Annotated in this window: 23 protein-coding genes and 1 tRNA gene; 1 reads left to right on the top strand and 23 read right to left on the bottom strand. The window is 70.1% G+C overall.

The genetic code is table 11. From position 1 onward, the window contains the following. Nucleotides 1–100 precede the first annotated feature (100 nt). The 23 genes from atpD to ACZ4YY_RS31250 form a co-directional block, all read right to left on the bottom strand. The gene (gene atpD / locus ACZ4YY_RS31360; RefSeq protein ID WP_468298043.1) at nucleotides 101–1,537 is read right to left on the bottom strand and encodes a F0F1 ATP synthase subunit beta; all 1,437 of its coding nucleotides are present in this window, start codon (nucleotides 1,535–1,537) and stop codon (nucleotides 101–103) included. Beyond that, nucleotides 1,537–2,454: a F0F1 ATP synthase subunit gamma gene (locus tag ACZ4YY_RS31355; RefSeq protein WP_468298042.1), complete on the bottom strand. Its 918-nt coding sequence runs from the start codon at nucleotides 2,452–2,454 to the stop codon at nucleotides 1,537–1,539. The genes atpD and ACZ4YY_RS31355 overlap by 1 nt, the downstream gene beginning before the upstream one ends. Before the next feature lie 21 nt (nucleotides 2,455–2,475). Next, the gene (gene atpA, locus ACZ4YY_RS31350) at nucleotides 2,476–4,065 is read right to left on the bottom strand and encodes a F0F1 ATP synthase subunit alpha (RefSeq protein ID WP_468298040.1); all 1,590 of its coding nucleotides are present in this window, start codon (nucleotides 4,063–4,065) and stop codon (nucleotides 2,476–2,478) included. 119 nt (nucleotides 4,066–4,184) lie between these two features. Next, the gene (locus ACZ4YY_RS31345; protein ID WP_468298038.1) at nucleotides 4,185–5,000 is read right to left on the bottom strand and encodes a F0F1 ATP synthase subunit delta; all 816 of its coding nucleotides are present in this window, start codon (nucleotides 4,998–5,000) and stop codon (nucleotides 4,185–4,187) included. Next, nucleotides 4,997–5,545, bottom strand: a complete 549-nt coding sequence (locus ACZ4YY_RS31340; RefSeq protein WP_468298036.1) for a F0F1 ATP synthase subunit B — start codon at nucleotides 5,543–5,545, stop codon at nucleotides 4,997–4,999. Before ACZ4YY_RS31340 ends, ACZ4YY_RS31345 begins: the two co-directional genes overlap by 4 nt. Before the next feature lie 41 nt (nucleotides 5,546–5,586). Then, nucleotides 5,587–5,820, bottom strand: coding sequence for an ATP synthase F0 subunit C (atpE, locus tag ACZ4YY_RS31335; RefSeq protein WP_031485821.1), 234 nt, complete (start codon nucleotides 5,818–5,820; stop codon nucleotides 5,587–5,589). Between the two features lie 77 nt (nucleotides 5,821–5,897). Continuing rightward, nucleotides 5,898–6,668, bottom strand: a complete 771-nt coding sequence (gene atpB / locus ACZ4YY_RS31330) for a F0F1 ATP synthase subunit A (RefSeq protein ID WP_468298169.1) — start codon at nucleotides 6,666–6,668, stop codon at nucleotides 5,898–5,900. Nucleotides 6,669–6,941: 273 nt separating this feature from the next. Further along, nucleotides 6,942–7,376: a hypothetical protein gene (locus tag ACZ4YY_RS31325; RefSeq protein WP_468298034.1), complete on the bottom strand. Its 435-nt coding sequence runs from the start codon at nucleotides 7,374–7,376 to the stop codon at nucleotides 6,942–6,944. A 304-nt stretch (nucleotides 7,377–7,680) separates the two neighbouring features. After that, nucleotides 7,681–8,994, bottom strand: coding sequence for an MraY family glycosyltransferase (locus tag ACZ4YY_RS31320; RefSeq protein WP_468298031.1), 1,314 nt, complete (start codon nucleotides 8,992–8,994; stop codon nucleotides 7,681–7,683). A 129-nt stretch (nucleotides 8,995–9,123) separates the two neighbouring features. Beyond that, nucleotides 9,124–10,362, bottom strand: coding sequence for a serine hydroxymethyltransferase (locus tag ACZ4YY_RS31315; RefSeq protein ID WP_468298029.1), 1,239 nt, complete (start codon nucleotides 10,360–10,362; stop codon nucleotides 9,124–9,126). A gap of 429 nt (nucleotides 10,363–10,791) precedes the next feature. Beyond that, a complete protein-coding gene (locus ACZ4YY_RS31310; protein WP_468298027.1) occupies nucleotides 10,792–11,472 on the bottom strand; it encodes an arsenate reductase/protein-tyrosine-phosphatase family protein in 681 nt (226 codons plus the stop codon). After that, the gene (locus ACZ4YY_RS31305) at nucleotides 11,469–12,116 is read right to left on the bottom strand and encodes an L-threonylcarbamoyladenylate synthase (protein WP_468298025.1); all 648 of its coding nucleotides are present in this window, start codon (nucleotides 12,114–12,116) and stop codon (nucleotides 11,469–11,471) included. The genes ACZ4YY_RS31310 and ACZ4YY_RS31305 overlap by 4 nt, the downstream gene beginning before the upstream one ends. A gap of 55 nt (nucleotides 12,117–12,171) precedes the next feature. Beyond that, nucleotides 12,172–13,011: a peptide chain release factor N(5)-glutamine methyltransferase gene (gene prmC, locus ACZ4YY_RS31300; protein WP_468298167.1), complete on the bottom strand. Its 840-nt coding sequence runs from the start codon at nucleotides 13,009–13,011 to the stop codon at nucleotides 12,172–12,174. An 81-nt stretch (nucleotides 13,012–13,092) separates the two neighbouring features. Beyond that, a complete protein-coding gene (gene prfA, locus ACZ4YY_RS31295) occupies nucleotides 13,093–14,160 on the bottom strand; it encodes a peptide chain release factor 1 (RefSeq protein ID WP_468298023.1) in 1,068 nt (355 codons plus the stop codon). Nucleotides 14,161–14,268: 108 nt separating this feature from the next. Next, nucleotides 14,269–14,493: a 50S ribosomal protein L31 gene (gene rpmE, locus ACZ4YY_RS31290; RefSeq protein ID WP_031039396.1), complete on the bottom strand. Its 225-nt coding sequence runs from the start codon at nucleotides 14,491–14,493 to the stop codon at nucleotides 14,269–14,271. Nucleotides 14,494–14,653: 160 nt separating this feature from the next. Next, nucleotides 14,654–15,811 (bottom strand): LCP family protein, encoded by a 1,158-nt coding sequence (locus ACZ4YY_RS31285; RefSeq protein ID WP_468298021.1) that lies wholly within the window; start codon nucleotides 15,809–15,811, stop codon nucleotides 14,654–14,656. 421 nt (nucleotides 15,812–16,232) lie between these two features. After that, nucleotides 16,233–18,221, bottom strand: coding sequence for a transcription termination factor Rho (gene rho / locus ACZ4YY_RS31280; protein ID WP_468298020.1), 1,989 nt, complete (start codon nucleotides 18,219–18,221; stop codon nucleotides 16,233–16,235). A 402-nt stretch (nucleotides 18,222–18,623) separates the two neighbouring features. Beyond that, nucleotides 18,624–19,553: a homoserine kinase gene (gene thrB, locus ACZ4YY_RS31275; protein WP_468298018.1), complete on the bottom strand. Its 930-nt coding sequence runs from the start codon at nucleotides 19,551–19,553 to the stop codon at nucleotides 18,624–18,626. A 239-nt stretch (nucleotides 19,554–19,792) separates the two neighbouring features. Beyond that, nucleotides 19,793–20,851, bottom strand: a complete 1,059-nt coding sequence (gene thrC / locus ACZ4YY_RS31270; protein WP_468298016.1) for a threonine synthase — start codon at nucleotides 20,849–20,851, stop codon at nucleotides 19,793–19,795. A 6-nt stretch (nucleotides 20,852–20,857) separates the two neighbouring features. Further along, nucleotides 20,858–22,147, bottom strand: coding sequence for a homoserine dehydrogenase (locus ACZ4YY_RS31265; RefSeq protein WP_468298165.1), 1,290 nt, complete (start codon nucleotides 22,145–22,147; stop codon nucleotides 20,858–20,860). 233 nt (nucleotides 22,148–22,380) lie between these two features. Continuing rightward, nucleotides 22,381–23,772, bottom strand: coding sequence for a diaminopimelate decarboxylase (gene lysA, locus ACZ4YY_RS31260; protein WP_468298014.1), 1,392 nt, complete (start codon nucleotides 23,770–23,772; stop codon nucleotides 22,381–22,383). A 14-nt stretch (nucleotides 23,773–23,786) separates the two neighbouring features. Then, the gene (gene nrtL / locus ACZ4YY_RS31255) at nucleotides 23,787–24,827 is read right to left on the bottom strand and encodes an ArgS-related anticodon-binding protein NrtL (protein ID WP_468298012.1); all 1,041 of its coding nucleotides are present in this window, start codon (nucleotides 24,825–24,827) and stop codon (nucleotides 23,787–23,789) included. A gap of 134 nt (nucleotides 24,828–24,961) precedes the next feature. Beyond that, nucleotides 24,962–25,399 (bottom strand): response regulator, encoded by a 438-nt coding sequence (locus ACZ4YY_RS31250; RefSeq protein ID WP_468298010.1) that lies wholly within the window; start codon nucleotides 25,397–25,399, stop codon nucleotides 24,962–24,964. Between the two features lie 159 nt (nucleotides 25,400–25,558). Between ACZ4YY_RS31250 and ACZ4YY_RS31245 the strand changes: the two genes are divergently transcribed. Beyond that, nucleotides 25,559–25,630, top strand: a tRNA-Arg gene (locus ACZ4YY_RS31245). The last annotated feature ends 2 nt before the right edge of the window (nucleotides 25,631–25,632 follow it).

Here is a 25,632-nt window from a genome sequence, read left to right as displayed (position 1 = left end):
ACCACCCGGCGGGTCTGCCGGGTGTTGGTTACAAGTCTAGTAGGCGTGAGAGAGGGGGCGGGACGACCCCGCCCCCTCACGACTCAGGCAGCTGCCCGGGTCAGGAGACGCCCAGCTCCTTCGCGTTGTTCTTCAGGTCCTCGAGACCACCGCACATGAAGAACGCCTGCTCCGGGAAGTGGTCGTACTCGCCGTCGCAGATCGCGTTGAAGGCCGCGATCGACTCGTCCAGCGGGACGTCCGACCCGTCGACGCCGGTGAACTGCTTGGCGACGTGGGTGTTCTGGGACAGGAAGCGCTCCACGCGACGGGCACGGTGGACGACGAGCTTGTCCTCCTCGCCGAGCTCGTCGATACCGAGGATCGCGATGATGTCCTGGAGGTCCTTGTACTTCTGCAGGATCGTCTTGACGCGCATGGCGGCGTCGTAGTGGTCCTGCGCGATGTAGCGCGGGTCCAGGATGCGGGACGTGGAGTCCAGCGGGTCCACGGCCGGGTAGATGCCCTTCTCGGAGATCGGACGGGAGAGAACCGTCGTCGCGTCGAGGTGGGCGAAGGTGGTGGCCGGGGCCGGGTCGGTCAGGTCGTCCGCGGGGACGTAGATCGCCTGCATCGAGGTGATCGAGTGACCACGGGTCGAGGTGATGCGCTCCTGGAGGAGACCCATCTCGTCGGCCAGGTTCGGCTGGTAACCCACCGCGGAGGGCATACGGCCGAGCAGGGTCGACACCTCGGAACCCGCCTGGGTGAAGCGGAAGATGTTGTCGATGAAGAACAGCACGTCCTGCTTCTGGACGTCACGGAAGTACTCGGCCATGGTGAGGCCGGCCAGCGCGACGCGCAGACGGGTGCCCGGGGGCTCGTCCATCTGACCGAAGACCAGCGCGGTCTTGTCGATGACGCCCGAGTCCGACATCTCCTCGATGAGGTCGTTGCCCTCACGGGTGCGCTCACCGACACCGGCGAACACGGAGACACCGTCGTGGTTGTTGGCGACGCGGTAGATCATCTCCTGGATGAGCACCGTCTTGCCGACGCCGGCGCCACCGAACAGACCGATCTTTCCACCCTTGACGTACGGGGTGAGGAGGTCGATGACCTTGACGCCGGTCTCGAACATCTCGGTCTTCGACTCGAGCTCGTCGAAGTTCGGGGCCTTGCGGTGGATGGACCAGCGCTCGCCGTCGTAGGTCTCGTCGACGTTCAGCACCTCACCGAGGGTGTTGAACACCTTGCCCTTGGTGAAGTCGCCGACCGGGACGGTGATGCCCGTGCCGGTGTCGGTGACGGCGGCCTGGCGGACCAGACCGTCGGTCGGCTGCATGGAGATGGTGCGGACCAGGCCGTCACCCAGGTGCTGGGCGACCTCCAGGGTCAGGATCTTCTTCTCGCCGGCGTTCGCCGGGTCGGAGACCTCGACGTGGAGGGCGTTGTAGATCTCCGGCATCGCGTCGACGGGGAACTCCACGTCGACGACCGGGCCGATGACCCGGGCGACGCGGCCCGTGGCCGTCGCGGTCTCAACAGTGGTGGTCATTAGCGGTCACTCCCCGCGGTCGCGTCGGCCAGGGCGCTCGCGCCACCGACGATCTCGCTGATTTCCTGGGTGATTTCGGCCTGGCGGGCCGCGTTGGCAAGCCGGGAGAGGCTCTCGATGAGCTCTCCGGCGTTGTCGGTGGCCGACTTCATCGCGCGCCGCGTGGCGGCGTGCTTCGAGGCTGCCGACTGGAGGAGCGCGTTGTAGACGCGGCTCTCCACGTAGCGGGGCAGCAGGGCGTCGAGGACGTCCTCCGCCGACGGCTCGAAGTCGTACAGCGGAAGGATCTCGTCCTTCGTCGCCGACTCCTCGGCCACCTCTTCGAGGCTGAGCGGCAGCAGACGGTCGTCGAGCGCCGTCTGCGTCATCATCGACACGAACTCGGTGAAGACGATGTGGATCTCGTCCACGCCGCCGTCGGCCGTGTCCTTCTCGATGGCCTCGATCAGCGGGGCCGCGACCTTCTTGGCGTCCGCGTACGACGGCTCGTCGGTGAAGCCCGTCCACGACTCCGCGATCGTGCGCTCACGGAAGTTGTAGTGGGCGACACCGCGCCGGCCGACGATGTACGTGTCGACCTGCTTGCCCTCGGCCTCGAGGCGCGCCGTCAGCTTCTCCGCGGCCTTGATGGCGTTGGAGTTGAAGGCACCGGCCAGACCACGGTCGCTGGTCAGCAGCAGCACCGCGGACCGCGTGACCGTCTCGGCCTGCGTGGTCAGCGGGTGCTTGGTGTTCGAGCCGGTACCGACCGCCGTGACCGCGCGGGTGAGCTCGGTCGCGTACGGCGTGGAGGCCGCCACCTTGCGCTGCGCCTTGACGACGCGCGAGGCGGCGATCATCTCCATCGCCTTCGTGATCTTCTTGGTCGCGGTGACGGATCGGATGCGACGCTTGTAGACCCGGAGCTGGGCTCCCATGAGTCAGGTCCCTTCCTTACGTCACTTGGCGGTGGACGGGCTGTCCTCGCCGAGCAGCTTGCCGTCCGAGGTCTCGAACTGCTTCTTGAACTCCGCGACGGCGTCACCGATGGCCTGGATGGTGTCGTCCGACATCTTCGCGCCCTCCTTGATGGAGGTCATGAGGCCCTGCTCCTTGCGGTGCAGGTACTCCAGCAGCTCCTTCTCGAAGCGGCGGATGTCGGCGACCGGGACCTCGTCCATCTTGCCGTTGGTGCCGGCCCAGATGGAGACGACCTGGTCCTCGGTGGCCATCGGCTGGTACTGGGCCTGCTTCAGCAGCTCGACCATGCGCGAACCACGCTCCAGCTGCGCCTTCGACGCCGCGTCCAGGTCGGAACCGAAGGCGGCGAACGCCTCCAGCTCACGGAACTGGGCGAGGTCGACACGCAGACGGCCGGAGACCTGGCGCATCGCCTTGTGCTGCGCGGAACCACCGACTCGGGAGACGGAGATACCGACGTTCAGCGCGGGACGCTGACCGGCGTTGAACAGGTCCGACTCCAGGAAGCACTGGCCGTCGGTGATGGAGATGACGTTGGTCGGGATGAACGCCGAGACGTCGTTGGCCTTGGTCTCGACGATCGGCAGACCGGTCATCGAGCCGGCACCCATGTCGTCGGAGAGCTTCGCGCAGCGCTCCAGCAGACGGGAGTGCAGGTAGAAGACGTCGCCCGGGTAGGCCTCGCGGCCCGGCGGGCGGCGCAGCAGCAGCGACACGGCGCGGTAGGCGTCGGCCTGCTTCGACAGGTCGTCGAAGATGATCAGGACGTGCTTGCCCTCGTACATCCACTGCTGACCGATGGCCGAACCGGTGTACGGCGCCAGGTACTTGAAGCCGGCCGGGTCGGACGCCGGGGCGGCGACGATGGTCGTGTACTCCAGCGCGCCGTTCTCCTCCAGCGCGCGGCGGACCGACGCGATGGTCGAGCCCTTCTGGCCGATGGCGACGTAGATGCAGCGGACCTGCTTCTTCGGGTCGCCCGAGCGCCAGTTGTCGCGCTGGTTGATGATCGTGTCGACGGCCAGGGCGGTCTTGCCGGTCTGGCGGTCACCGATGATCAGCTGACGCTGACCACGGCCGATCGGGGTCATCGCGTCGACGGCCTTGTAGCCGGTCTCCATCGGCTCGTGCACCGACTTGCGCTGCATGACCGTGGGGGCCTGCAGCTCGAGGGCGCGGCGGCCGGACGTCTCGATCTCGCCGAGGCCGTCGATCGGGTTGCCGAGCGGGTCGACGACGCGGCCGAGGTAGCCCTCGCCCACCGCTACGGAGAGGACCTCACCGGTGCGGGTGACCGGCTGACCCTCCTCGATGCCGCTGAACTCACCGAGGACGATGGCACCGATCTCGCGCTCCTCGAGGTTGAGGGCGAGGCCGAGGGTGCCGTCCTCGAACTTCAGCAGTTCGTTGGCCATGGCCGAGGGCAGGCCCTCGACCTTCGCGATGCCGTCGCCGGCAAGGGTGACCGTACCGACCTCCTCGCGCGAGGCCGCGTCCGGCTTGTACGACTGGACGAAGTTCTCCAGCGCGTCCCGGATCTCCTCCGGCCGGATCGTGAGCTCCGCCATCTGGGTTCCCTGCTCTCCTTGTTGGGCCCGAAGTTTCTTTGGGGGTCTGGGGGCGACCCCCAGGAATCCTCTGCACGGCCCAACCAGGGCCGTAAGCACTACTGCGTGTTCGGTTGCTGCTAGCTCGCCATGCGGCGGGCGGCGTCCTCGATGCGGTCCGCGAGGGAGCCGTTGATCACCTCGTCGCCGACCTGCACCCGGATCCCGCCGAGGACCTCGGGGTCCACGTCGAGGTTGAGGTGCATCCGACGGCCGTAGAGCGTCGCCAGGGCGGCGCCCAGACGCTGCTTCTGCCCGTCGGTCAGCGGCACCGCGGACGTGACGACGGCCACGATGCGGTCCCGGCGCTCGGCGGCGAGCTTGGACAGGGACTCGAGTCCCGCTTCCAGGCTACGGCCTCGCGGCGCGGTCACAAGGCGCGTCACCAGACGCTCGGTGGCCGCGTCGGCCCGGCCGCCGAGCAGGCTGCGCAGCAGCTCGCCCTTGGCCGAGGCGGTGGCCTTCCGGTCGGTCAGGGCGGCGCGCAGCTCGGTGTTCGAGGCGACGATCCGCCCGAAGCGGAACAGCTCGTCCTCGACGTCGTCGAGCGTGCCGGCCTTCTGCGCGGCGGTGAGGTCGGCGGTGTCCGCCAGCTCCTCCAGCGCGTCCACCAGGTCGCGCGACTGCGACCAGCGGGAGCGCACCAGGCCGGCCACCAGGTCGGCGGTCGTACCGCTGATCTGGCCGCCGAGCAGGCGCTGGGCCAGCCCGGCCTTGGCCTCGCCGGCCTGCGCCGGGTCGGTGAGGACCCGACGCAGCGACACCTCGCGGTCGAGCAGCGCGGTGACGGCCGCCAGCTCGGTGGCGAGCTGCGCCGCGTCCACGGACGTGGAGTCCGTCAGCGCGTCGAGACGCTCGCGTGCGGCTGCCAGGGCCTCGCGGCTCGCTCCGTTCATCGCGACGCCTCGGCCTTCTCCTCGAGGTCGTCGAGGAAGCGGTCGATGACACGGCTCTGGCGGGCGTGGTCCTCGAGGGACTCGCCGACGAGCTTGCCGGCCAGGTCGGTGGCGAGCTTGCCGACGTCCTGCCGCAGCGCGGACGCGGCGGCCTTGCGGTCGGCCTCGACCTGGGCGTGACCGGCGGCGACGATCTCCTCGCGCTGCCGCTGGCCTTCCGCACGCATCTCGGCGATGAGCGCGGCGCCCTGCTCCTGCGCCTCCTGGCGCAGACGCGCGGCCTCGTGCCGGGCCTCGGCGAGCTGAGCCTTGTACTGCTCCAGCACGCTCTGGGCCTCCACCTTCATGGCGTCGGCCTCTTCGATACCGCCTTCGATCGCCGCGCGGCGCTCTTCCAGAACCTTGTTGATGTTCGGAAGCAGCTTCTTCCAGAAGAAGAAGAACACGATGGCGAAGGCGATGGTGCCCACGAGCAGCTCGGGGCCCGGCGGGACGAGCGGGTTCTGCTCCTCCTCGGCCGCCAGCTGTACCAGGTTGGCGATCACATCATTGCCTTTCGTTGAAAGGTTCGCTCGTCAGGGCTCGATCATCCGTAGACGAACGGCATGACGATGCCGATGAGGGCAAGCGCCTCACAGAAGGCGAAGCCGAGGATCTGGTTGGCACGGATCAGACCGGCGGCCTCGGGCTGGCGGGCCAGAGCCTGGGTGCCGTTGCCGAAGATGATGCCGACGCCGACGCCGGGGCCGATGGCGGCGAGGCCGTAGCCGATGGAACCGATGTTGCCTTCGACGGCGGCGAGGGTCTCAAGGGCAGCCATGCTGATTCTTCCTTCTCTTTCATGGACCGGCGGGGGTTGGCCACCGGACGTTCTGGGGGCTTGTGGAGCGCAGGGGCTCAGTGGTGCTCGGCGAGAGCGCCCTGGATGTACGAGCAGGCGAGCAGGACGAAGACGTACGCCTGGACTGCCTGCACGAAGAGCTCGAAGAGGATCATGACCATGGTCATGACGAAGGAGACGCCGGCGGCCGGGACCATCCAGCTGTTCAGCAGGTACCAGGAGGCGACCGTGAACATGACCAGCATCAGGTGGCCGGCGAACATGTTGGCGAAGAGTCGGACCGCGTGCGTGAACGGGCGGACCAGCAGGTTCGAGAAGAACTCGATGACCATGACCAGCGGGAGGACCGGGCCGAGTTCCTTGTCGTAGCCGGTGACGTTCTTGAAGAACCCGACGAAGCCGTGCCGCTTGAAGGTCAGCGAGACCCACACCACGTAGACGATGGCGGCCAGCACCATCGGGTAGGCGATGATCGACGACACCGGGAACTGCGCCAGCGGGATCACGGACCAGATGTTCATGATCCAGATGAAGAAGAACAGCGAGACCATCAAGGGGACGTACTTCTCGCCCTCCTTCTTGCCGAGGGTCTCGTAGACGATGCCGCGACGCACGAAGTCGTAGCCGGCCTCGCCGATCATCTGCAGCTTGCCCGGCACCACCTTCGCCTTGCCGAAGGCGAGGGTGAAGAAGGTGACGACCAGGAGGGTGGTGATGAGCGCGAGCAGCATCACCTTGTTGAACTCGAACCCCCCGACCGTGGCGATCGGCTTGAAGAGGAACGAGTGCAGGCCCGGAGCCGGGAAGCCGCAGCCGTTGTCGGACATGATCCGACAGCTCCAGTCAAAGGCGAGCTGGGTCTGGTCAGCACTCACCGCGGACTCCTTCGGCATGACGCATGGGTACGGCAACCTCGTTGTGTCGGCGCGGCGCGCAGCCGCGGATCGGCACCGGACTGGTGTTACGGATGTGGGGGCGGCTGGGGGGCATCGAGCCTCGCGATTGAGCAGGCGTCAGCTCAGATGCCCGCGCCCGCGATGCCGCAGTTGGCACCGGACGATAGCAGGACTTCTCACACGCACTTATCCCGGCCCTACTCCTCACGACGAGTGCCCCGATTTCTCGGGCCTGTTGCCCGAGGGTTCGGGTTCGACGTAGAGGATCTTGGCCTTCATGTGGGCACGCGTCTGTGCGGCGATCCACGCGAGCGTGGTGCCGATGAGCGTGATCGCGAAGGCCCTGGGATGGAACAGCGTGGTGTTCTTGAACGCCGTCAGGAAGATGAACAGCAGCAGGATCTGCGCCGCGTAGAGCATCAGGCCCATCATCTGGAACAGATGCGGAAGCGATTTGGCGGTGCGCTGCAGAACGTAGAGCCCGATTCCCATGAAGAGGACCGTGAGCACCGTCGCGACGCCGGCACCGACCGCTCCCTTGCCGCCGACGACCACACCGCTGACGACGGCGGCGATCGCGCCGACGGCAGCCGTGGGCACGGCAGCCTGGGCCAGAATCCGGACGTCGTTGGACGGCATGGCGGCAACTCCGCTTTCACAAGGGGGGCAGGGGTGTCGTCATGGACGAGCGTAGTCCCGGTCCGAGGGAGGTGAAGACCTCACACCAATGGACCGTCGCACTACGGTCCTTCGGTTCTATCCGGGGTTCTCGTGAACCGTATCACAAACTATTTGATGAGGTCTTTACCTGATGGGTGTGCCGACTGTCACACATGAGAGTGACAGTGCGCGTCTGTGCAATAACCGAGCCGAGTTGTCTGGTATTGGGGCACTTTGCCCCGACGACGTTTCCCCACGACTTGGCAATGCTCTCGTCAGATTCTTACCTTGCCGCACGCGAACGGGGACCCACCGCGGTCGCCCCGTTGGCCCCGGAGACCCCCACGGCCACCGGCGTGCGGGACTCCGGCTGCTCCTCGGCGCCGGCCCCGGCGGCCTCCGCCACCGCGGGCGCCGGCCGGGCGGCGCCCCGGCGGCGGTAGCGCGGCGGCACGAAGGCCTCGGCCCAGCGGGGTGCACGCGGGGTGAAGCGCGGCAGCAGGAGCAGCACCAGCCCGAGCGCGCTGAGGATCACGACCCCGAGGACGATCCACATGGACGCGGAGTTGACCGAGTACGTCAGCGCCCCGAACGCGATCAGCGCCGACCAGAAGTACATGATCAGCACCGCGCGGCTGTGCGAGTGGCCGATCTCCAGCAGCCGGTGGTGCAGGTGCCCGCGGTCCGCCGCGAACGGCGACTGACCGCGCCAGGTGCGGCGCACGATGGCCAGGATCAGGTCGGCGGCCGGGATCGCGATGATCGTCAGCGGCAGCAGCAGCGGGATGTACACCGGCACCGTCTGGTGCACGGTGTTGCGCTCCGAACCGGAGAACAGGTTCATCACGTCCGGGTCGACCTGCCCCGTGACGGAGATCGCGCCCGCGGCCAGCACCAGCCCGATCAGCATCGAGCCCGAGTCGCCCATGAAGATCCGCGCCGGGTGCATGTTGTGCGGCAGGAAGCCCAGACACATGCCCATCAGGATCGCCGAGAACAGCGTCGCCGGGGCGGCCGCCTCGATGTTGTAGCCGTACCAGATGCGGTAGGCGTACAGGAAGAACGCGCCCGCCGCGATGCACACCATGCCCGCGGCGAGGCCGTCGAGGCCGTCGACGAAGTTGACCGCGTTGATGGTGATGACGACCAGCGCCACCGTCAGCAGAGTGCCCTGCCACTGGGTCAGCGCGACCGTCCCGACACCCGGGATCGGCAGCCACAGGATCGTCAGACCCTGCATGACCATCACACCCGCGGCGATCATCTGGCCACCCAGTTTGATCAGCGCGTCGATCTCGAACTTGTCGTCCAGGACGCCGATCAGCCAGATCAGCGCCGCACCGGAGAGCAGCGCACGCGGCTCGTTCGACTTCTCGAAGACCTGGTTGAGGTTGGTGAGGTGGTCGGCGACCAGCAGGCCCGCGCACAGTCCGAAGAACATCGCGATCCCGCCGAGCCGCGGAGTGGGTTCCCGGTGCACGTCACGTGCCCGGATCTCCGGCATCGCTCCGGCCACGATCGCGAACTTCCGTACCGGCCCTGTCAGCAGATACGTCACCGCGGCCGTGATGCAGAGCGTCAGCAGGTATTCACGCACGGGCTTCCCCACAGGTCTCGCTGGCCATCTCAGCCCCACACCCTAGCGATGGCCGCATACGGGTGAGGACTTCCGGGTAGCCACGATGGTTGCACGTGTGGCTGTGTACCGGTGGCCGCCTACCCTGGTTCAGCGGGGATACGGCGGAAACGCCGTGGCCAGTTCCCGTACGTCCTCGCGGGTCCCCCGGGCGTCGGACCCCTCGCGCAGCACCCCCGCCAGCAGCTTGGCGATGCGGGTCATCTCCCCCTCCCCCATGCCCTGCGTGGTCACCGCGGCCGTGCCCAGCCGCAGCCCGCGGGCGTCGGCGTGGGGCAGCGCGCAGCAGTCCAGCACCATCCCGGCCGCCGCCAGCCGGCCACGGGCGGTGCGCCCGTCGACACCGAGGGGCGCCGGATCGGCGGTGATCAGATGGGTGTCCGTACCGCCCGTGGTGACGACCAGCCCCTCCGCCTCCAGGGCGGCGGCCAGAACCCTCGCATTGGCGACCACCTGATGGGCGTACACGCCGAACGCCGGTGTTGCCGCCTCGCCGAACGCGACCGCCTTCGCGGCGATGGTGTGCATCTGCGCGCCGCCCTGCGTGAACGGGAAGACGGCCCGGTCCACCCGCTCCGCCAGCTCGCCGCCGCACAGGATCATCCCGCCACGGGGCCCGCGCAGCACCTTGTGCGTGGTGGCGCACACGACGTCGGCGTACGGCACCGGGGAGGGCGCCGCTCCGCCGGCGACGAGCCCGATGGGGTGGGCGGCGTCCGCGACGAGATAGGCGCCGACCTCGTCGGCCACCGCGCGGAAGAACGAGTAGTCGATGTGGCGGGGGTAGGCGATGGACCCGCACACGATCGCCTTGGGGCGGTGGCTGCGGGCCAGCGTGCGCACCTGCTCGTGGTCGATGAGCCCCGTCTCGGCGTCCACGCCGTAGGGCACGAAGTCGAACCAGCGCCCGGAGAAGTTCGCGGGCGAACCATGCGTGAGGTGACCGCCGTAGGGCAGGCCGAGGGCGAGCACGGTGTCCCCCGGGCGCAGCAGCGCGGCGTACGCCGCCAGCACGGCCGAGGAGCCCGAGTGGGACTGCACGTTGGCGTGCTCGGCACCGAACAGCGCCTTCGCCCGCTCCACGGCGAGACGCTCGGCGAGGTCGACGAACTCGCAGCCGCCGTGGTGCCGGGCGCCCGGGTAACCCTCGGCGTACTTGTTGGCCAGCGGCGAGCCGAGCGCGGCCAGCACGGCCGGCGAGGTGAAGTTCTCCGCGGCGGTCAACTGCAGCGACGACGCCTGGCGCTCCCGCTCCCCGAGCAGGATCTCGGCCAGCTGCGGGTCCTGCCGACGCAGGACGTCGGCCTCCAGGGCGTGAGCGAGCGACATGACGGGCTCCGGGCGACGTGGTGTGTCGGCGGCTCACCTCCGGGGCGCCCGAGCCGGTGTCGGCGGGGCGGCCGTGCCCGGCCCCTTCGGCCTTCGCCCGTGCGCCCTCTCGACACCCACGCGCCCCTTCGGCTCGCTCGCCGTGGTGACGTACGTCCAATGTAGGCCCGGGACGCCTTCCACGCCCGCGACCGCCACGACCGGCACCAGGGGGTGTTTCGAAAGTCCTGTGCGGTGCCCGCGGGTGTCCGGTGCGTGCTCTCGGCGTGCCGGACGAAAGCGCTCGTACTGGATGTACTGGGGCTTTCGGCCGGTGCGGGGAAAGGGCGTGCCGGGCGCCGCGGGTGTTGTGCGGGACGTTCGAAACACCCCCTGAGAGCTCCGAACGAAACGGGGAGCCCCGCTCCCCCTCCCCTTCTGTTCGGAGCCCTAAGGGGTCCTTGCCGGCACCCCGGTCAGCGCCGTGACCACGGGATCCAGCGCCTGGTGTATCTCGTCCCCGATGGACCGGAAGAAGGGCAGCGGCGCCCCGTAGGGGTCGTACACCTCGTCCGCCTCGGCCGTGGGCGCCAGCAGCCACCCGCGCAGCGCCGCCGCCGCGCGCACCAGGGCGCGGGCGCGCATCACCACGCCGTCCTCCAACGGCGGCAGGGTGGCCGGGTCGATCGCGTTCACCAGACGGGTGAACTCCTTCAGCGTGAAGGTGCGCAGCCCCGCCGAGTGGCCCATGGAGATCACCTGGGCCCGGTGGTCCCGGGTGGCGGTCAGCACCAGGTCGGCCATGATGACGTGCTCGTCGAGCAGCTCCCGGCCGGTGAAGCCGGAGGCGTCCGCGCCGAAGTCGGCCAGCACGGTCTCCGCGTTGGCCTCCATCGGCGCGCCCTCGTGGCCCCAGGTGCCCGCGCTCTCCACGATCAGCCCCCCGCCCAGCACCCCGAGCCGCTGCGACACGAAATGCCGGGTCAGCCGCTCGGTGATCGGCGAGCGGCAGACGTTGCCGGTGCTGACGTGGAGGATGCGGAAGGTGTCGCGCGGAAAGCCGAACGTCGTCGTCTCCTCCGCAGCACGTACCCCGTTGCCTATGCCGCGCCCCGCGTCAGGGGCTGTCAATTCGCCACCTCGAGGTCGGGTACGACCTTCCTCAGCTCGTCCGCGGAGATCGCGCCCGCGCGCAGCAGCAGGGGCACCTCCCGGCTGACGTCGACGATCGAGGAGGGCACGTTGCCGGGGGTGGGCCCGCCGTCGAGGTAGACGGAGACGGAGTCGCCGAGCATCTCCTGGGCGTAGTCGCAGTTCTCCGGCGCCGGGTGGCCGGTGAGGTTGGCGGAGGAGACAGCCATGGGCCCCACCTCCGTCAGCAGCTCGATGGCGACCGGGTGCAGGGGCATGCGGACGGCGACCGTACCGCGGGTCTCGCCCAGGTCCCACTGGAGGGACGGCTGGTGCCGGGCGACGAGCGTGAGCGCGCCCGGCCAGAAGGCGTCGACCAGCTCCCAGGCCAGCTCGGAGAAGTCCGTGACGAGGCCGTGCAGGGTGTTCGGGGAGCCGATGAGGACGGGCGTGGGCATGTCGCGGCCCCGGCCCTTGGCCCCCAGCAGGTCGCCGACGGCCTCCTTGGAGAACGCGTCGGCGCCGATGCCGTACACCGTGTCGGTCGGGAGGACGACCAGCTCGCCACGGCGGACGGCGGACGCGGCTTCGCGCAGACCGGTCACACGGTCGGTCGCGTCATTGGTGTCGTATCGCCGTGCCATATCTAGCGGGCCTCCTCGTGCACGTACTGCTCGGATGAAGAAGTCGGGCCGGCGCTCACGGCAGTGCCTTGCGGGCGGTCGCGAAGCGCGGGCGGTTGTTGAGGTCGGGGTGGTCGGCCGCGTCGGCCCAGCCCCGCTCCTCGGTGAAGATCCACGGCACCTGTCCGCCCTGGGTGTCGGCGTGCTCGACGACGACGACACCGCCCGGGCGCAGGAGCCGGTGCGCGGTCCGTTCCAGGCCGCGGATGAGATCGAGGCCGTCCTCGCCGGAGAACAGCGCCATGTTCGGGTCGTAGTCCCGCGCCTCGGGGGCGACGTACTCCCACTCGGTGAGCGGGATGTACGGCGGGTTGGAGACGACCAGGTCGACCTGGCCGTCGAGGTCCGGGAAGGCGTCCAGGGCGTTGCCCTGGCGCAGGTCGACCCGGGAGCCCTGCACGTTCTTGCGCGTCCACACCAGGGCGTCCTCGGACAGCTCCACGGCGTGCACGCGGGAGCGCGGCACCTCCTGGGCGAGGGCCAGCGCGATGGCGCCGGAGCCGGTGCACAGGTCGACGATGCACGGCTCGACGACGTCCATGGCCCGTACGGCGTCTATGGCCCAGCCGACCACGGACTCCGTCTCCGGGCGCGGGACGAACACGCCCGGCCCGACCTGGAGCTCCAGGTAGCGGAAGTAGGCCCGCCCGGTGATGTGCTGCAACGGCTCGCGCTGCTCGCGCCGGGCGATGACCTCCCAGTACCGGGCGTCGAAGTCGGAGTCCTTCACGGAGTGGAGTTCACCGCGCTTGACGCCGTGCACGAACGCGGCGAGTTCCTCCGCGTCGGTGCGCGGCGAGGGCACGCCGGCGTCGGCCAGCCGCTGGGTGGCCTGAGCTACCTCAGCGAGCAGCAGGCTGCGGGGGCTTGGGGGTCGCCCCCCAAAAGATTGCTGCACGCAAGTCCTCCGTGTCCTGGTCGTCCGTGGGTACGCCTCTTACGCGGCTGCGAGCTTGGCTGCCGAGTCCGCGTCGACGCAGGCCTGGATCACCGCGTCGAGGTCGCCGTCCAGCACCTGGTCCAGGTTGTACGCCTTGAAGCCGACGCGGTGGTCCGAGATGCGGTTCTCCGGGAAGTTGTAGGTGCGGATCTTCTCGGAGCGGTCGACGGTGCGGACCTGGCTGCGGCGGGCGTCGGCGGCCTCCCTCTCCGCCTCCTCCTGCGCCATGGCGAGCAGCCTCGAGCGCAGGATACGCAGTGCCTGCTCCTTGTTCTGGAGCTGGCTCTTCTCGTTCTGGCAGGAGGCGACGACTCCGGTGGGCAGGTGCGTGATGCGCACGGCGGAGTCGGTGGTGTTGACGGACTGGCCGCCGGGTCCCGAGGACCGGTAGACGTCGATGCGCAGGTCGTTCGGGTTGATCTCGACGTCGACCTCCTCGGCCTCCGGGGTCACGAGGACACCGGCCGCCGAGGTGTGGATACGGCCCTGGGACTCCGTCGCCGGTACGCGCTGCACGCGGTGCACGCCGCCCTCGTACTTCAGGCGCGCCCACACGCCCTGGCCGGGCTCGGTCTGACCGCGCGTCTTGACCGCGACCTGGACGTCCTTGTAGCCGCCCAGCTCGGACTCGGTGGCGTCGATGATCTCGGTCTTCCAGCCGACGCGCTCGGCGTAGCGCAGATACATCCGCAGGAGGTCGCCGGCGAACAGGGCGGACTCGTCGCCGCCCGCTCCCGCCTTGACCTCGAGGATGACGTCCTTGTCGTCGCTGGGGTCACGCGGGACGAGCAGGAGGCGGAGCTTCTCGGTGAGCTCCTCGCGCTGCTTCTCCAGGTCCTTGACCTCGGCGGCGAAGTCGGGGTCCTCGGCGGCGAGTTCGCGCGCGGTGTCGATGTCGTCGCCGGTCTGCTTCCAGGAGCGGAACGTGGCGACGATCGGGGTCAGCTCGGCGTACCGCTTGTTCAGCTTGCGCGCGTTGGCCTGGTCGGCGTGGACCGACGGGTCGGCGAGCTTCTTCTCCAGGTCGGCGTGCTCACCGACGAGTTCCTCGACGGCCTCGAACATCTCTGGCTCCTGTACTGCGGACGAAAAGGGAAGGGCGGGCGACCAAAAACGCCGGTCCCGGTACGCCCGGTGAGGGGGCGTGACCGTGGACCGGCGAAATGGGGCTCGCTACTTCTTGGAGCCGGCGGCGGCCTTGCCGAAGCGGGCCTCGAAGCGGGCCACACGGCCACCGGTGTCGAGGATCTTCTGCTTGCCCGTGTAGAACGGGTGGCACTCGGAGCAGACCTCGGCCCGGACGGTGCCGGACTCGATGGTGCTGCGGGTGGTGAACGACGCGCCACAGGTGCAGCTGACCTGCGTCTCGACGTACTCGGGGTGGATGTCGCGCTTCAAGGTGTCTCCTAGGTTCGGGAGGGCGCCGGGTCGCAGCCGCGGGATACGGGAGCGTGAACCGGAGCCGACGTACCAGTCTGCCAGGACTGGCGCCATCCCCCAAAACCGGGGGCGGGCGTCGTCTATTCCCGGGGGCCCCTCGCGCCGATGCCCGAAGCCCTCACGGGGCGTCGACCACGCCCTGGGCCTCGCCCGTGGCCGTGCCCGCGGTGGCCGTCCTCGGGATGGGCCGGTCGTTCTCGAGGGCCGTCCAGACCTGCTGCGCCTTGGCCTGCTGGACGAGGACGCGGTTGGGGTCGGCGGGGTCGTACCGGACCGGCATGGTGACCATGTTCATGTCGGAGGCGCCGATGCCCTTGAGGCCGTCGGCGAAGGACATGAGGGCGTTGAGCGAGCCCAGGTCGGAGTCGGTGGTGACGGTCTTGGTGGCGGTGTCGGCCAGGGCGTACAGCTTGTCGCCGCCGCTGAGCAGGCCGACGCTCTTGACCTGTTCGACCAGGGCCTTGACGAAGGCCTGCTGGAGCTGGATGCGGCCGAGGTCGGAACCGTCGCCGACACCGTGCCGGGTGCGGACCAGGCCGAGGGCCTGCTCGCCGTCGAGCCGGTGGGTGCCGGCCTTCAGCCGCAGGTGGCTGTCGGGGTCGTCGATGTCCTTCGTGGTGGTGACCTCGACGCCGCCGAGTTCGTCGATCAGCTTCTGGAAGCCGGAGAAGTCGACCTCCAGGTAGTGGTCCATGCGGACCCCGCTCATCGACTCGACGGTCTTGACCGCGCAGGCCGCGCCGCCCGTGCTGTACGCGGAGTTGAACATCACGTCGTGCGCCGCGTCGTGGGTGGTGCCCCGGGTGTCGGTGCACGCGGGGCGGTCGATGAGAGTGTCGCGCGGGATGGACACCACGCTGGCCTTCCGGTGGCCCTCGTACACGTGGATGACCATCGCGGTGTCGGAGCGGGCGCTGCCGTCGTCCTCGCCCCCGCCGAGCTTCTTGTTGGAGCCGGAGCGGGTGTCCGAGCCGAGCACGAGGATGTTCTCCGAGCCGTTGTCGACCTTGGTGGGCCGGTCGGTGCCGAGGGCCTGGTCGATGTCGACGCTCTTGATGTTGCCGTTGAGCTTGAAGTAGAGGTAGCCGGCTCCGGTGCCGCCTAGGACGACGATGCCGGCCGCGGTCCAGGCCGCGACCAGCAGGCCTCTGCCGCGGCCCTTCGGCTTGCGGCGCCGGCCCTTCGCGCGACGGCGGCCGCCCCCATCGGTGCCGGACTCGTCATGGGTGCCGGCCACTGCCCGTATGGGGGGCTCCGGCGTGCTCTCGGCGGACATGTGCTCCTCGGCTCTCGTCTCCGGTCGGTTACCCCTCTGCGGTCAGGGTCAGGCCGTCGGTATGTCCGGTCAGCCCCTCAGTGGTCCTTGCGCTGTGCCCGCCTGGGCCGCCCGGTCCGCTACCGCACCTCGCCTCGTTGCCGGAAAGCCCTGGTGGCTCCGCTACCAGGACTCTCCGGCGCCTTGCGGTGCACGGCACCGGACCACGCGGCCTGATCAGGCGCTCATAGGGCAAAGGACCCCTTACCGCACCATCGTCACTCCGTCCCCTCAGACGGCGAAACTCGGGAAAGGGTTGCAAACGGCCCACGCGCGCGTCGAACTCACCGAGGATCTTGTGGCGAAGATCGCAGCACCGGCCACGGGACACGAGAAGGGCCGCCCCGGGGAGGAGCGGCCCTTTCGCACGGAACGGGGAACGTCAGTCGCCGTTGCCCGGCGTCGGCGTCGTCTTCTGGATCTGCATCAGGAACTCGCCGTTCGACTTCGTCTGCTTCATCTTGTCCAGGAGCAGTTCGATCGCCTGCTGCTGGTCGAGGGCGTGCAGCACCCGGCGCAGCTTCCAGACGACGGCCAGCTCCTCGTTGCCGAGCAGGATCTCTTCCTTGCGGGTACCGGACGCGTCGACGTCCACCGCGGGGAAGATGCGCTTGTCGGCGAGCTTGCGGTCGAGCTTGAGCTCCATGTTGCCGGTGCCCTTGAACTCCTCGAAGATCACCTCGTCCATGCGGGACCCGGTGTCCACCAGCGCGGTGGCGAGGATGGTCAGCGAGCCGCCGTCCTCGATGTTGCGGGCCGCGCCGAAGAAGCGCTTCGGCGGGTACAGGGCGGTCGAGTCGACACCACCGGAGAGGATGCGGCCGGAGGCGGGCGCGGCCAGGTTGTAGGCGCGGCCCAGACGCGTGATCGAGTCGAGCAGGACGACGACGTCGTGGCCCAGCTCCACCAGGCGCTTGGCCCGCTCGATGGCGAGCTCGGCGACCGTGGTGTGGTCCTCGGCGGGGCGGTCGAAGGTCGAGGAGATGACCTCGCCCTTGACCGACCGCTGCATGTCGGTGACCTCTTCCGGACGCTCGTCGACCAGGACGACCATCAGGTGGCACTCGGGGTTGTTGTGGGTGATCGCGTTGGCGACCGCCTGCATGATCATGGTCTTGCCGGTCTTCGGCGGGGCCACGATCAGACCGCGCTGGCCCTTGCCGATCGGCGACACGAGGTCGATGATCCGGGTGGTCAGCACGCCCGGGTCGGTCTCCAGGCGGAGACGGTCCTGCGGGTAGAGCGGGGTGAGCTTGTTGAACTCGGGGCGGCCGCGGCCGTGTTCGGGCGCCATGCCGTTGACCGAGTCCAGGCGCACCAGCGCGTTGAACTTCTCGCGGCGCTCGCCCTCCTTGGGCTGGCGCACGGCACCGGTGAGGTGGTCGCCCTTGCGCAGGCCGTTCTTGCGGACCTGGGCGAGGGAGACGTACACGTCGTTCGGGCCCGGCAGGTAGCCGGAGGTCCGGATGAAGGCGTAGTTGTCGAGGATGTCGAGGATGCCCGCGACGGGGATCAGGACGTCGTCGTCGGTGATCTGCGGCTCGGGGGCGCCCATCTCCTCGCGGCCACGGCGGCCACGGCGGTCGCGGTAGCGGCCGCGACGGCCACGGCGGCCGCCGTCGAAGTCGTCGTCGTCCTGCGGACCGGCGTTCCGGTCCGGACGGCCGCCGCTCTGCTGCTGGTTCTGCTGCTGGCGCTGCCCGCCCTGGCCCTGCTGGTCGTCGCCCTTGCCGCGGCGGTCGCCGCGCTCGCGGTCGCGGCTGCGCTCACGGCGGTCGCGGCGGCGGCCCTCGCCACCGTCGGCGTCGGACTTGGACTCGCCCTGCGGCGCCGCGGCCTGCTCGGCCGGGGCCTCCGCCTTGGGCGCGGCCTTCGCCTCGGCCGTGACGGTCTCGGGGCTGCCCGCCTCGGCGGTGGCGCGGCGACGGCGGCGCTCGGTGGGGGCGTCGTTCCCGCCGGCCGGCTGGCCGGGGATCTCGATCTGCTGCTGGGCCACGGCCTTCTCGGCGGCGGCCTCGGACGCGGCGGCGTCCGCCTTCTTCTCGCCGGCCTCGCCGGTGCGCGCCTTGGAGGTGGCGCGGCGCTTCGGCTTGGTCTCGGCGGGGGCGGCCTCGGCCTTCGCGGCCGGCGCGCCGCCCGAGGCCTGCGCCTCCTTGATGACCTCGATCAGCTGGCTCTTGCGCATACGCGCGGTACCCCTGATACCGAGGCCGGATGCGACCTGTTGCAGCTCGGCCAGCACCATGCCCTCGAGGCCGGTACCGCGGCGCCGCCGCGAGCCGGCACCGGTGGCAGGCGCGGAGGCGTCCGTGGAGGGCGCGGCAGCGGTCTCCTCGACACGTGCGCCCATCAGATCGGTGGTGTCGCTCACGAAGGGTCCTTCCCTGGAGCGGACGTCGGCCTGTCTGGCTCGGCGACCGGTTGTGCTGTCCGACTTCGGTCCTTGATGTGGCGAAGCCGGGGCGGTGGTCCGCCAAAACGGCGGAAGAGATATCTGGTGATGGCGCTTCCTCGACGAGCCGTGGCATCCAGTGTCACGCGGCGTGGTCGCACCGATTCCGGAGCGTGCCCGTCGGACCGCTCAGCGTCGCTGTACGGCGTACTGCCCAAATACGACGTACGGAACGCAGTGCGGCTTGGGGAGCTCCCGGAAGAATGTCTGTCCCTGACGGGGACACGAAGCACCTCGCCATGGTGAGGTCGGGTGCAGACTTGAGATTAACACTACCGGATCCAACAAACATTCCCCCTCTCGAAATCCGGCAACCGTGCGCTAAATGTCACCGGACGGGGCGAGCGGAAGCACGCTCGCACCCTGAAGATCCAGGTCGAGCCGGTTGGCGGCCCATTCGGGGCCCGCGAGGGCCTCGATCTTGTCGGCGGTGCCGGCGTCGGCCAGCGCCATGACGGTGGGCCCGGCGCCGGAGATGACGGCCGGGATGCCGTCGGCGCGCAGGCGCTCCACCAGCGCGGCGCTCTCCGGCATGGCGGGCGCGCGGTACTCCTGGTGGAGACGGTCCTCGGTGGCGGGCAGCAGCAGCTCGGGACGCCTGGTCAGGGCCTCGACGAGCAGGGCGGCGCGGCCCGCGTTGGCGGCGGCGTCGACATGCGGCACGGTGCGCGGGAGCAGACCGCGCGCGGTCTCGGTCAGGACCGGCTTTCCGGGCACGAAAACCACCGGAACGATGGAACCGGAGGGCTCCATCCTGATCGCCCGGGCGGCGCCGGCTTCCATCCAGGACAGCGTGAAACCGCCGAGCAGACAGGCCGCGACGTTGTCCGGGTGGCCCTCGATCTCGGTGGCGAGCTCCAGGAGGGCCGCGTCGTCGAGCTTGGCCTCCGCGCCTATGGTCACGGCGCGGGCGGCCACGATGCCGGCGCAGATGGCGGCCGAGGAGGAGCCCAGGCCGCGGCCGTGCGGGATGCGGTTGGCGCAGACGATCTCCAGGCCGCGCGGCTGGCCGCCCAGGACGTCGAAGGCGGTGCGCAGGGAGCGGACGAGGAGGTGCTTCTCGTCGCGCGGCAGCGTCTCGCTGCCCTCGCCCGCGATGTCGATGTGCAGCCCTGAGTCGGCCACCCGGACGACGACGTCGTCGTAGAGCCCCAGCGCGAGGCCGAGGGCGTCGAAGCCCGGGCCGAGGTTGGCGCTGGTGGCGGGGACGCGCACCCGGACGGCGGCGGCGCGGAACGCTGGACCGGCCATCGCTCGTTGACTCTCCTTGAGCTGCGGAACTGTCGAATGACATTCGATACGTACGGGGAGACCCTGGGCCGCCGGTGCGGCACTGCACTCGGCACATGCGAGCGAGGCATATGCGGCGGGCGGGTTCCCTACAGCCTATCGAAGGAAGGTTCTGTGGCGACATAGGGCGCACAGGAGGCGCACGATGCGTGTCGTAAGCCCCCTGTGCACCCTCGCGAGGGGAACCCCGGGTGGACGGGTCAGGCGAGGCCGAGCCGGGTGGCCGCGGCGACCGCGTCGACGGGCACGGTGACCGGCTGCGGTGCGCCGGCGACGGCCCAGTCGGGGTCCTTCAGACCGTTGCCGGTGACGGTGCAGACGATCCGCTGGCCCGGGTCGACCCTGCCCTGTTCGGCGGCCTTGAGCAGACCGGCCACGGACGCGGCGGAGGCGGGCTCCACGAAGACGCCCTCCTGAGCGGCCAACAGCCGGTAGGCGCGCAGGATCTCACGGTCCGTCACCTCGTCGATGAGGCCGCCGGACTCGTCCCGCGCGGCCAGCGCGTACTGCCAGGACGCGGGATTGCCGATGCGGATCGCCGTCGCGATCGTCGCGGGGTCCTTGACGACCTCGCCGCGCACGATCGGGGCGCTGCCGGAGGCCTGGAAGCCCCACATACGGGGCGTCCTGTCCGCCACGCCGTCGGCGGCGTACTCCGTGTAGCCCTTCCAGTAGGCGGTGATGTTGCCCGCGTTGCCGACCGGCAGGACGTGGATGTCGGGGGCGTCGCCGAGCATGTCCACGATCTCGAACGCGGCCGTCTTCTGCCCCTCGATACGCACCGGATTGACCGAATTGACCAGCGCCACGGGGTAGTTGTCGCTCAGCGAGCGGGCCAGCGTGAGGCAGTCGTCGAAGTTGCCGTCGACCTGGAGGATCTTCGCGCCGTGCACCAGGGCCTGGCCCATCTTGCCGAGCGCGATCTTGCCCTGCGGGACGAGGACGGCCGACACCATGCCCGCGCGCACCGCGTACGCGGCGGCGGAGGCGGACGTGTTGCCGGTGGAGGCGCAGATGACGGCCTTCGCGCCCTCCTCCTTGGCCCGGGTGATGGCCATGGTCATGCCGCGGTCCTTGAAGGACCCGGTGGGGTTCGCGCCCTCGACCTTGAGGTGGACCTCGCAGCCGGTGCGCTCGGAGAGCACCTGCGCGGGCACGAGGGGCGTGCCGCCCTCACGGAGCGTCACGACCTGCGTGCTGTCGGACACCGGCAACCGGTCCCGGTACTCCTCGATGATTCCGCGCCACTGGTGGGTCATTGCTGCTTACTCTCCTTCAACCCGCATGATGCTGGCGACACCCCGCACGGTGTCGAGCTTGCGCAGCGCCTCGACGGTCCCGGCGAGGGAGGCGTCGGACGCGCGGTGGGTGACGACGACGAGGGAGGCCTCGCCGTCCTTGCCCTGCTGGCGAACCGTGTCGATCGACACGTCGTGCTCGGCGAACACGGTGGCCACCTGGGCGAGAACACCCGGCTTGTCCGCGACGTCGAGGCTGATGTGGTAGCGGGTGACGACGTCCCCCATCGGCGACACGGGCAGTGCGGCGTACGCCGACTCCCCCGGTCCGGTGGACCCGCTGAGCCGGTTGCGGCAGACGGCGACGAGGTCGCCGAGGACGGCGGAGGCGGTCGGCGAGCCGCCGGCTCCGGGCCCGTAGAACATCAGCTGCCCGGCCGCGTCGGACTCCACGAAGACGGCGTTGTACGCACCGCGCACGGAGGCGAGCGGGTGGGTCAGCGGAATCATCGCCGGGTGCACGCGCGCGGTCACGGACGCCCCGTCCGCGGCCCGCTCGCAGATCGCCAGCAGCTTGATGGTGCAGCCCATCTCCCTGGCGGAGGCGAAGTCGGCGGCGGTGACCTCGGTCATGCCCTCGCGGGAGACGTCGTCGAGACGCACGCGCGTGTGGAAGGCGATCCCGGCGAGGATGGCGGCCTTGGCGGCGGCGTCGAACGCCTCGACGTCGGCGGTCGGGTCGGCCTCCGCGTACCCGAGGGCGGTGGCCTCGTCGAGCGCCTCCTGGTACCCGGCGCCGGTGGAGTCCATCTTGTCGAGGATGAAGTTGGTGGTGCCGTTGACGATGCCCATCACCCGGTTGATCTTGTCGCCGGCGAGGGACTCGCGCAGCGGGCGGATCAGCGGGATGGCACCGGCGACGGCGGCTTCGTAGTACAGGTCCTCGCCGTGCTCCTCGGCGGCGGCGTGCAGCGCGGCGCCGTCCTGGGCGAGGAGCGCCTTGTTGGCGGAGACGACGGATGCGCCGTACTCGAAGGCGGTGGTGATGAGGGTGCGGGCGGGCTCGATCCCGCCGATGACCTCGACGACGACGTCGATGTCCCCGCGTTTGACCAGGGCGGTGGCGTCGGTGGTGACGAGGGCGGGGTCGATGCCCTCGCGGACCTTGGAGGGCCGCCGCACGGCGACACCCGCCAGCTCGACGGGCGCCCCGATCCTCGCGGCGAGGTCGTCGGCGTGCGTCGTCATGATGCGCGCCACCTCTGAGCCGACCACTCCACAGCCCAGCAGCGCCACCTTCAGCGGACGCGTACGCATCATCCGACCTCGTTTCCTCATACCGTCTACGGTTGCACCAGTCTCACTCACCGGACCGCAGTTTCTGTCCCTGGTCCGGATCGTGAGACATCTATTTCATTTCCCGAGGGGGAACGGACAGGAGATCTTCCGCCCTTTTCCCGGCCCCTTGCCGAAGGCCTTTTCCCGAGAGCTTTCACCCGGGTCTCCCGTCGGCCTGGGAGATGTCGGGCGAGAACGCTTTCCGGCCTTCCTCAGCCGACGTCGAGCCGCAGGAGGTCCTCCTCCGTCTCGCGCCGCACGATGAGCCGCGCCTGTCCGTCGGCCACGGCGACCACCGGCGGCCGCGGCACGTGGTTGTAGTTGCTGGCCATGGAACGGCAGTACGCGCCGGTGGCCGGTACGGCGATCAGGTCACCCGGTGCCACGTCCGACGGCAGGAAGGCGTCCCGCACCACGATGTCACCGCTCTCGCAGTGCTTGCCCACCACCCGCGCCAGCATCGGCGCGGCGTCGGAGGTGCGGGAGACGAGGGAGACGCTGTACTCGGCGTCGTACAGCGCGGTCCGGATGTTGTCCGACATGCCGCCGTCGACGGAGACGTACGTGCGCAGCCCGTCGAGCGGCTTGATCGTGCCGACCTCGTAGAGCGTGAAGGCGGTCGGCCCGACGATGGCACGCCCGGGCTCCACGGAGATGCGCGGTGTGCGCAGCCGGGCGGCCTCGCACTCGCGCGTGACGATCTCGGTCAGCGCCTTGGCGATCTCGTGCGGCTCGCGAGGATCGTCGTCGCTGGTGTACGCGATCCCGAGCCCGCCGCCGAGGTCGATCTCGGGCAGCTCGACGCCGTGCTCGTCACGGATGTCCTTCAGCAGCCCCACGACCCGGTGCGCGGCGACCTCGAAGCCGGACATGTCGAAGATCTGCGACCCGATGTGGGAGTGGATCCCGATGAGCTCGAGCCCGTCGAGCTGGAGCGCCCGCCGCACGGCCTCGGCGGCCTGCCCCCCGGCCAGCGGGATGCCGAACTTCTGGTCCTCGTGGGCGGTGGCGATGAACTCGTGCGTGTGCGCCTCCACCCCGACGGTGATCCGGATCTGCACGCGCTGCCGCCGGCCGAGCGACTGCGCGATGTGGGCCACCCGCACGATCTCCTGGAAGGAGTCGAGGACGATGCGCCCCACGCCGGCGTCGATGGCCCGGCGGATCTCCTGCGCGGACTTGTTGTTGCCGTGGAAGGCGATGCGGTCGGCCGGCATGCCGGCGGAGAGGGCGGTGGCGAGCTCGCCGCCGGAGCAGACGTCGAGGTTGAGGCCCTCCTCGTGCAGCCAGCGCACGACCGCCCGGGACAGGAACGCCTTGCCGGCGTAGAAGACGTCGGCCTCGGTCCCGAAGGCGCTGCGCCAGGCGCGCGCCCGGGCCCGGAAGTCGGCCTCGTCCATGACGTAGGCGGGGGTGCCGAACTCCTCCGCGAGCTGCGTGACGTCGAGCCCGCCGACGCGGACGACGCCGTCGGGCCCTCGGGTGACGGTCTGCGCCCACACCTTGGCGTCGAGCGCGTTGAGGTCGGCGGGCGGTGCGGAGTAGTGCCCCTCGGGGAGGACGTCGGCGTGGCGGGGCCCGGCGGGGTGTGCGGAACGGCTCATCTGGGCGTGCTCTTTCAGAGATGGTCGGGTGCGTCGATACCGAGCAGGGACAGGCCGCCGGCCAGCACCGTCCCGACGGCTTCGGCGAGAGCCAGCCGGGACCGGTGGGCGGCCGAGGGTTTCTCCGCCCCCCGGGGCAGCACCGTGAGGAGGTAGGGAAGCGTGACGTCGGCGAGCGCGAGCAGATGCCGGGTCAGGCGGGAGGGGGCACAGGCGTCGAGCTCAGTGCCCGCGAGCGCGGTGGCGAGGACGCGGGGATGGTCCGCGAGGAGCGCGAGCAGCGGCCCGCTGCCGTCCGACGCCCCGAGGTCGCACTCCTCGGCGATGACGGCCGTGAACCCCAGGTCGGCGGCGTTGCGAGCGACGGCACGGGTGCGGGCGTGGGCGTACCGCACCCGGAAGAGCGGGTTGCTCTCGCGCTGCACGAGGTGGTCGGCGCTGATGCGGGGCCGGTCGTGGGGGGCGGGATGGAGCAGGGCCCAGCGCGCGGCGTCGGGTCCGAGCGGGGTGGGGTCCTCGGGCGCCGGTACCGGCCGCAGGCTCGTCCCAGCGGCCCGCAGCCGCCCCGCCGACCCGTGCGGCGGTCCCTGGTGCTCCACCTCGACGCGCCCGCCCTGGGAGCCGACGATCCGCGTCAGCACGTCGGCCAGGACCTCGGCGCGCACCTCGTACGGCACGCGCAGCGCGAAGATCCGCCCGGCGAGGGCGTCGCAGTGGCCGTAGCGCGATCCCTCCCGCAGCACCCGCTCCACGAGGTCGGAGCCGGCGGCGGACCGGTCGAGACTGATGTTGAGGAACCCCGGCCCGGTGATCTCGACGCCGGTGACGCCGTCGGCCCGCACGAGATACGGCCGCAGCACCTCGGCGACCTGCAACGGCGGCCGCCCGGCGGGCCGGGCGAGCTGGAGGGCGACGCTGGTGGCGTAGTCACCGCACCCCCCGGGCCCCGGCGGCGCCACGACCACCCGCTCGGGCACGGCCACACTCAGCTCCCCGGCATCCACAGCACGCCGCACTGCGTGCAGCACGGTCCGGGAGAGCTCGACGGGGGTCACGGGACAAGCGTAGGGGAGGAGGGGGGTGGGTAAGCGAGCCGGTTTGAGGAGGTCCCGGGATGTGGACGGGGCGGGGCGCGCTCGGTCCGCCCCGCTGCCCGACGACCGGGCCGCTGCCGCTCGACCTGCCCGACCTACTCGACGGCCGGGCCGTTGCCGTTGGCCACTGGGACGCCTTCGTCTCCCGCCCTCCCCCGCGCGCCCTCCATCAGCTTGCGCACGAGACTGACGAGTTCCGCGGGTTCGAAGGGCTTGGGCAGGAAAGCGTCGACGCCGACGTCGAGGCCGGCCTCGATCTCGTACTGCGTACAGGCGCTGATGATGGCGAGGGGAAGGTCGCGGGTACGGGGATCGGCACGCAGCCGTGCGGCGGTCCGCAGCCCGTCCAGCCGGGGCATCACGACGTCGAGGGTCACCAGATCGGGCCGCACCTGACGAACGACATCCAGACACTCGGCACCGTCGCACGCGGTCACGACCTCGAGGCCCTCCAGCTCGAGATTGACCCTGATCAGCTGCCGGATGACCTTGTTGTCGTCGACAACAAGCACCCGGCCCGACGCGCCTGGCACAACTCGAGAGTAGGTCCGCACCGGCCACCGCGTCCGGGTTTTCCCCACTTCCACCCCCTGCGGGCACCCACTCCCCTCCCACCGCCCCAAACCCGTTCCTGATCACCCCGCCGGAGCTGGTAGTGTTCTACCCGTCGCCGCGAGCAACGCGCCCGACACGCCCCCGTAGCTCAGGGGATAGAGCAACGGCCTCCGGAGCCGTGTGCGCAGGTTCGAATCCTGCCGGGGGCACC

Source organism: Streptomyces sp. NPDC030143, from assembly GCF_055573695.1.
This window is presented reverse-complemented; position numbering and strand designations above follow the sequence as displayed.

Bases quoted from the DNA above. Each gene is read 5' to 3' on its own strand.
- atpD (WP_468298043.1), bottom strand. From the start codon at position 1,537: ATGACCACCACTGTTGAGACCGCGACGGCCACGGGCCGCGTCGCCCGG.
- ACZ4YY_RS31355 (WP_468298042.1), bottom strand. From the start codon at position 2,454: ATGGGAGCCCAGCTCCGGGTCTACAAGCGTCGCATCCGATCCGTCACC.
- atpA (WP_468298040.1), bottom strand. From the start codon at position 4,065: ATGGCGGAGCTCACGATCCGGCCGGAGGAGATCCGGGACGCGCTGGAG.
- ACZ4YY_RS31345 (WP_468298038.1), bottom strand. From the start codon at position 5,000: ATGAACGGAGCGAGCCGCGAGGCCCTGGCAGCCGCACGCGAGCGTCTC.
- atpE (WP_031485821.1), bottom strand. From the start codon at position 5,820: ATGGCTGCCCTTGAGACCCTCGCCGCCGTCGAAGGCAACATCGGTTCC.
- atpB (WP_468298169.1), bottom strand. From the start codon at position 6,668: ATGTCCGACAACGGCTGCGGCTTCCCGGCTCCGGGCCTGCACTCGTTC.
- ACZ4YY_RS31325 (WP_468298034.1), bottom strand. From the start codon at position 7,376: ATGCCGTCCAACGACGTCCGGATTCTGGCCCAGGCTGCCGTGCCCACG.
- ACZ4YY_RS31315 (WP_468298029.1), bottom strand. From the start codon at position 10,362: ATGTCGCTCGCTCACGCCCTGGAGGCCGACGTCCTGCGTCGGCAGGAC.
- ACZ4YY_RS31305 (WP_468298025.1), bottom strand. From the start codon at position 12,116: ATGGCACGGCGATACGACACCAATGACGCGACCGACCGTGTGACCGGT.
- prfA (WP_468298023.1), bottom strand. From the start codon at position 14,160: ATGTTCGAGGCCGTCGAGGAACTCGTCGGTGAGCACGCCGACCTGGAG.
- ACZ4YY_RS31285 (WP_468298021.1), bottom strand. From the start codon at position 15,811: ATGTCCGCCGAGAGCACGCCGGAGCCCCCCATACGGGCAGTGGCCGGC.
- thrB (WP_468298018.1), bottom strand. From the start codon at position 19,553: ATGGCCGGTCCAGCGTTCCGCGCCGCCGCCGTCCGGGTGCGCGTCCCC.
- thrC (WP_468298016.1), bottom strand. From the start codon at position 20,851: ATGACCCACCAGTGGCGCGGAATCATCGAGGAGTACCGGGACCGGTTG.
- ACZ4YY_RS31265 (WP_468298165.1), bottom strand. From the start codon at position 22,147: ATGCGTACGCGTCCGCTGAAGGTGGCGCTGCTGGGCTGTGGAGTGGTC.
- lysA (WP_468298014.1), bottom strand. From the start codon at position 23,772: ATGAGCCGTTCCGCACACCCCGCCGGGCCCCGCCACGCCGACGTCCTC.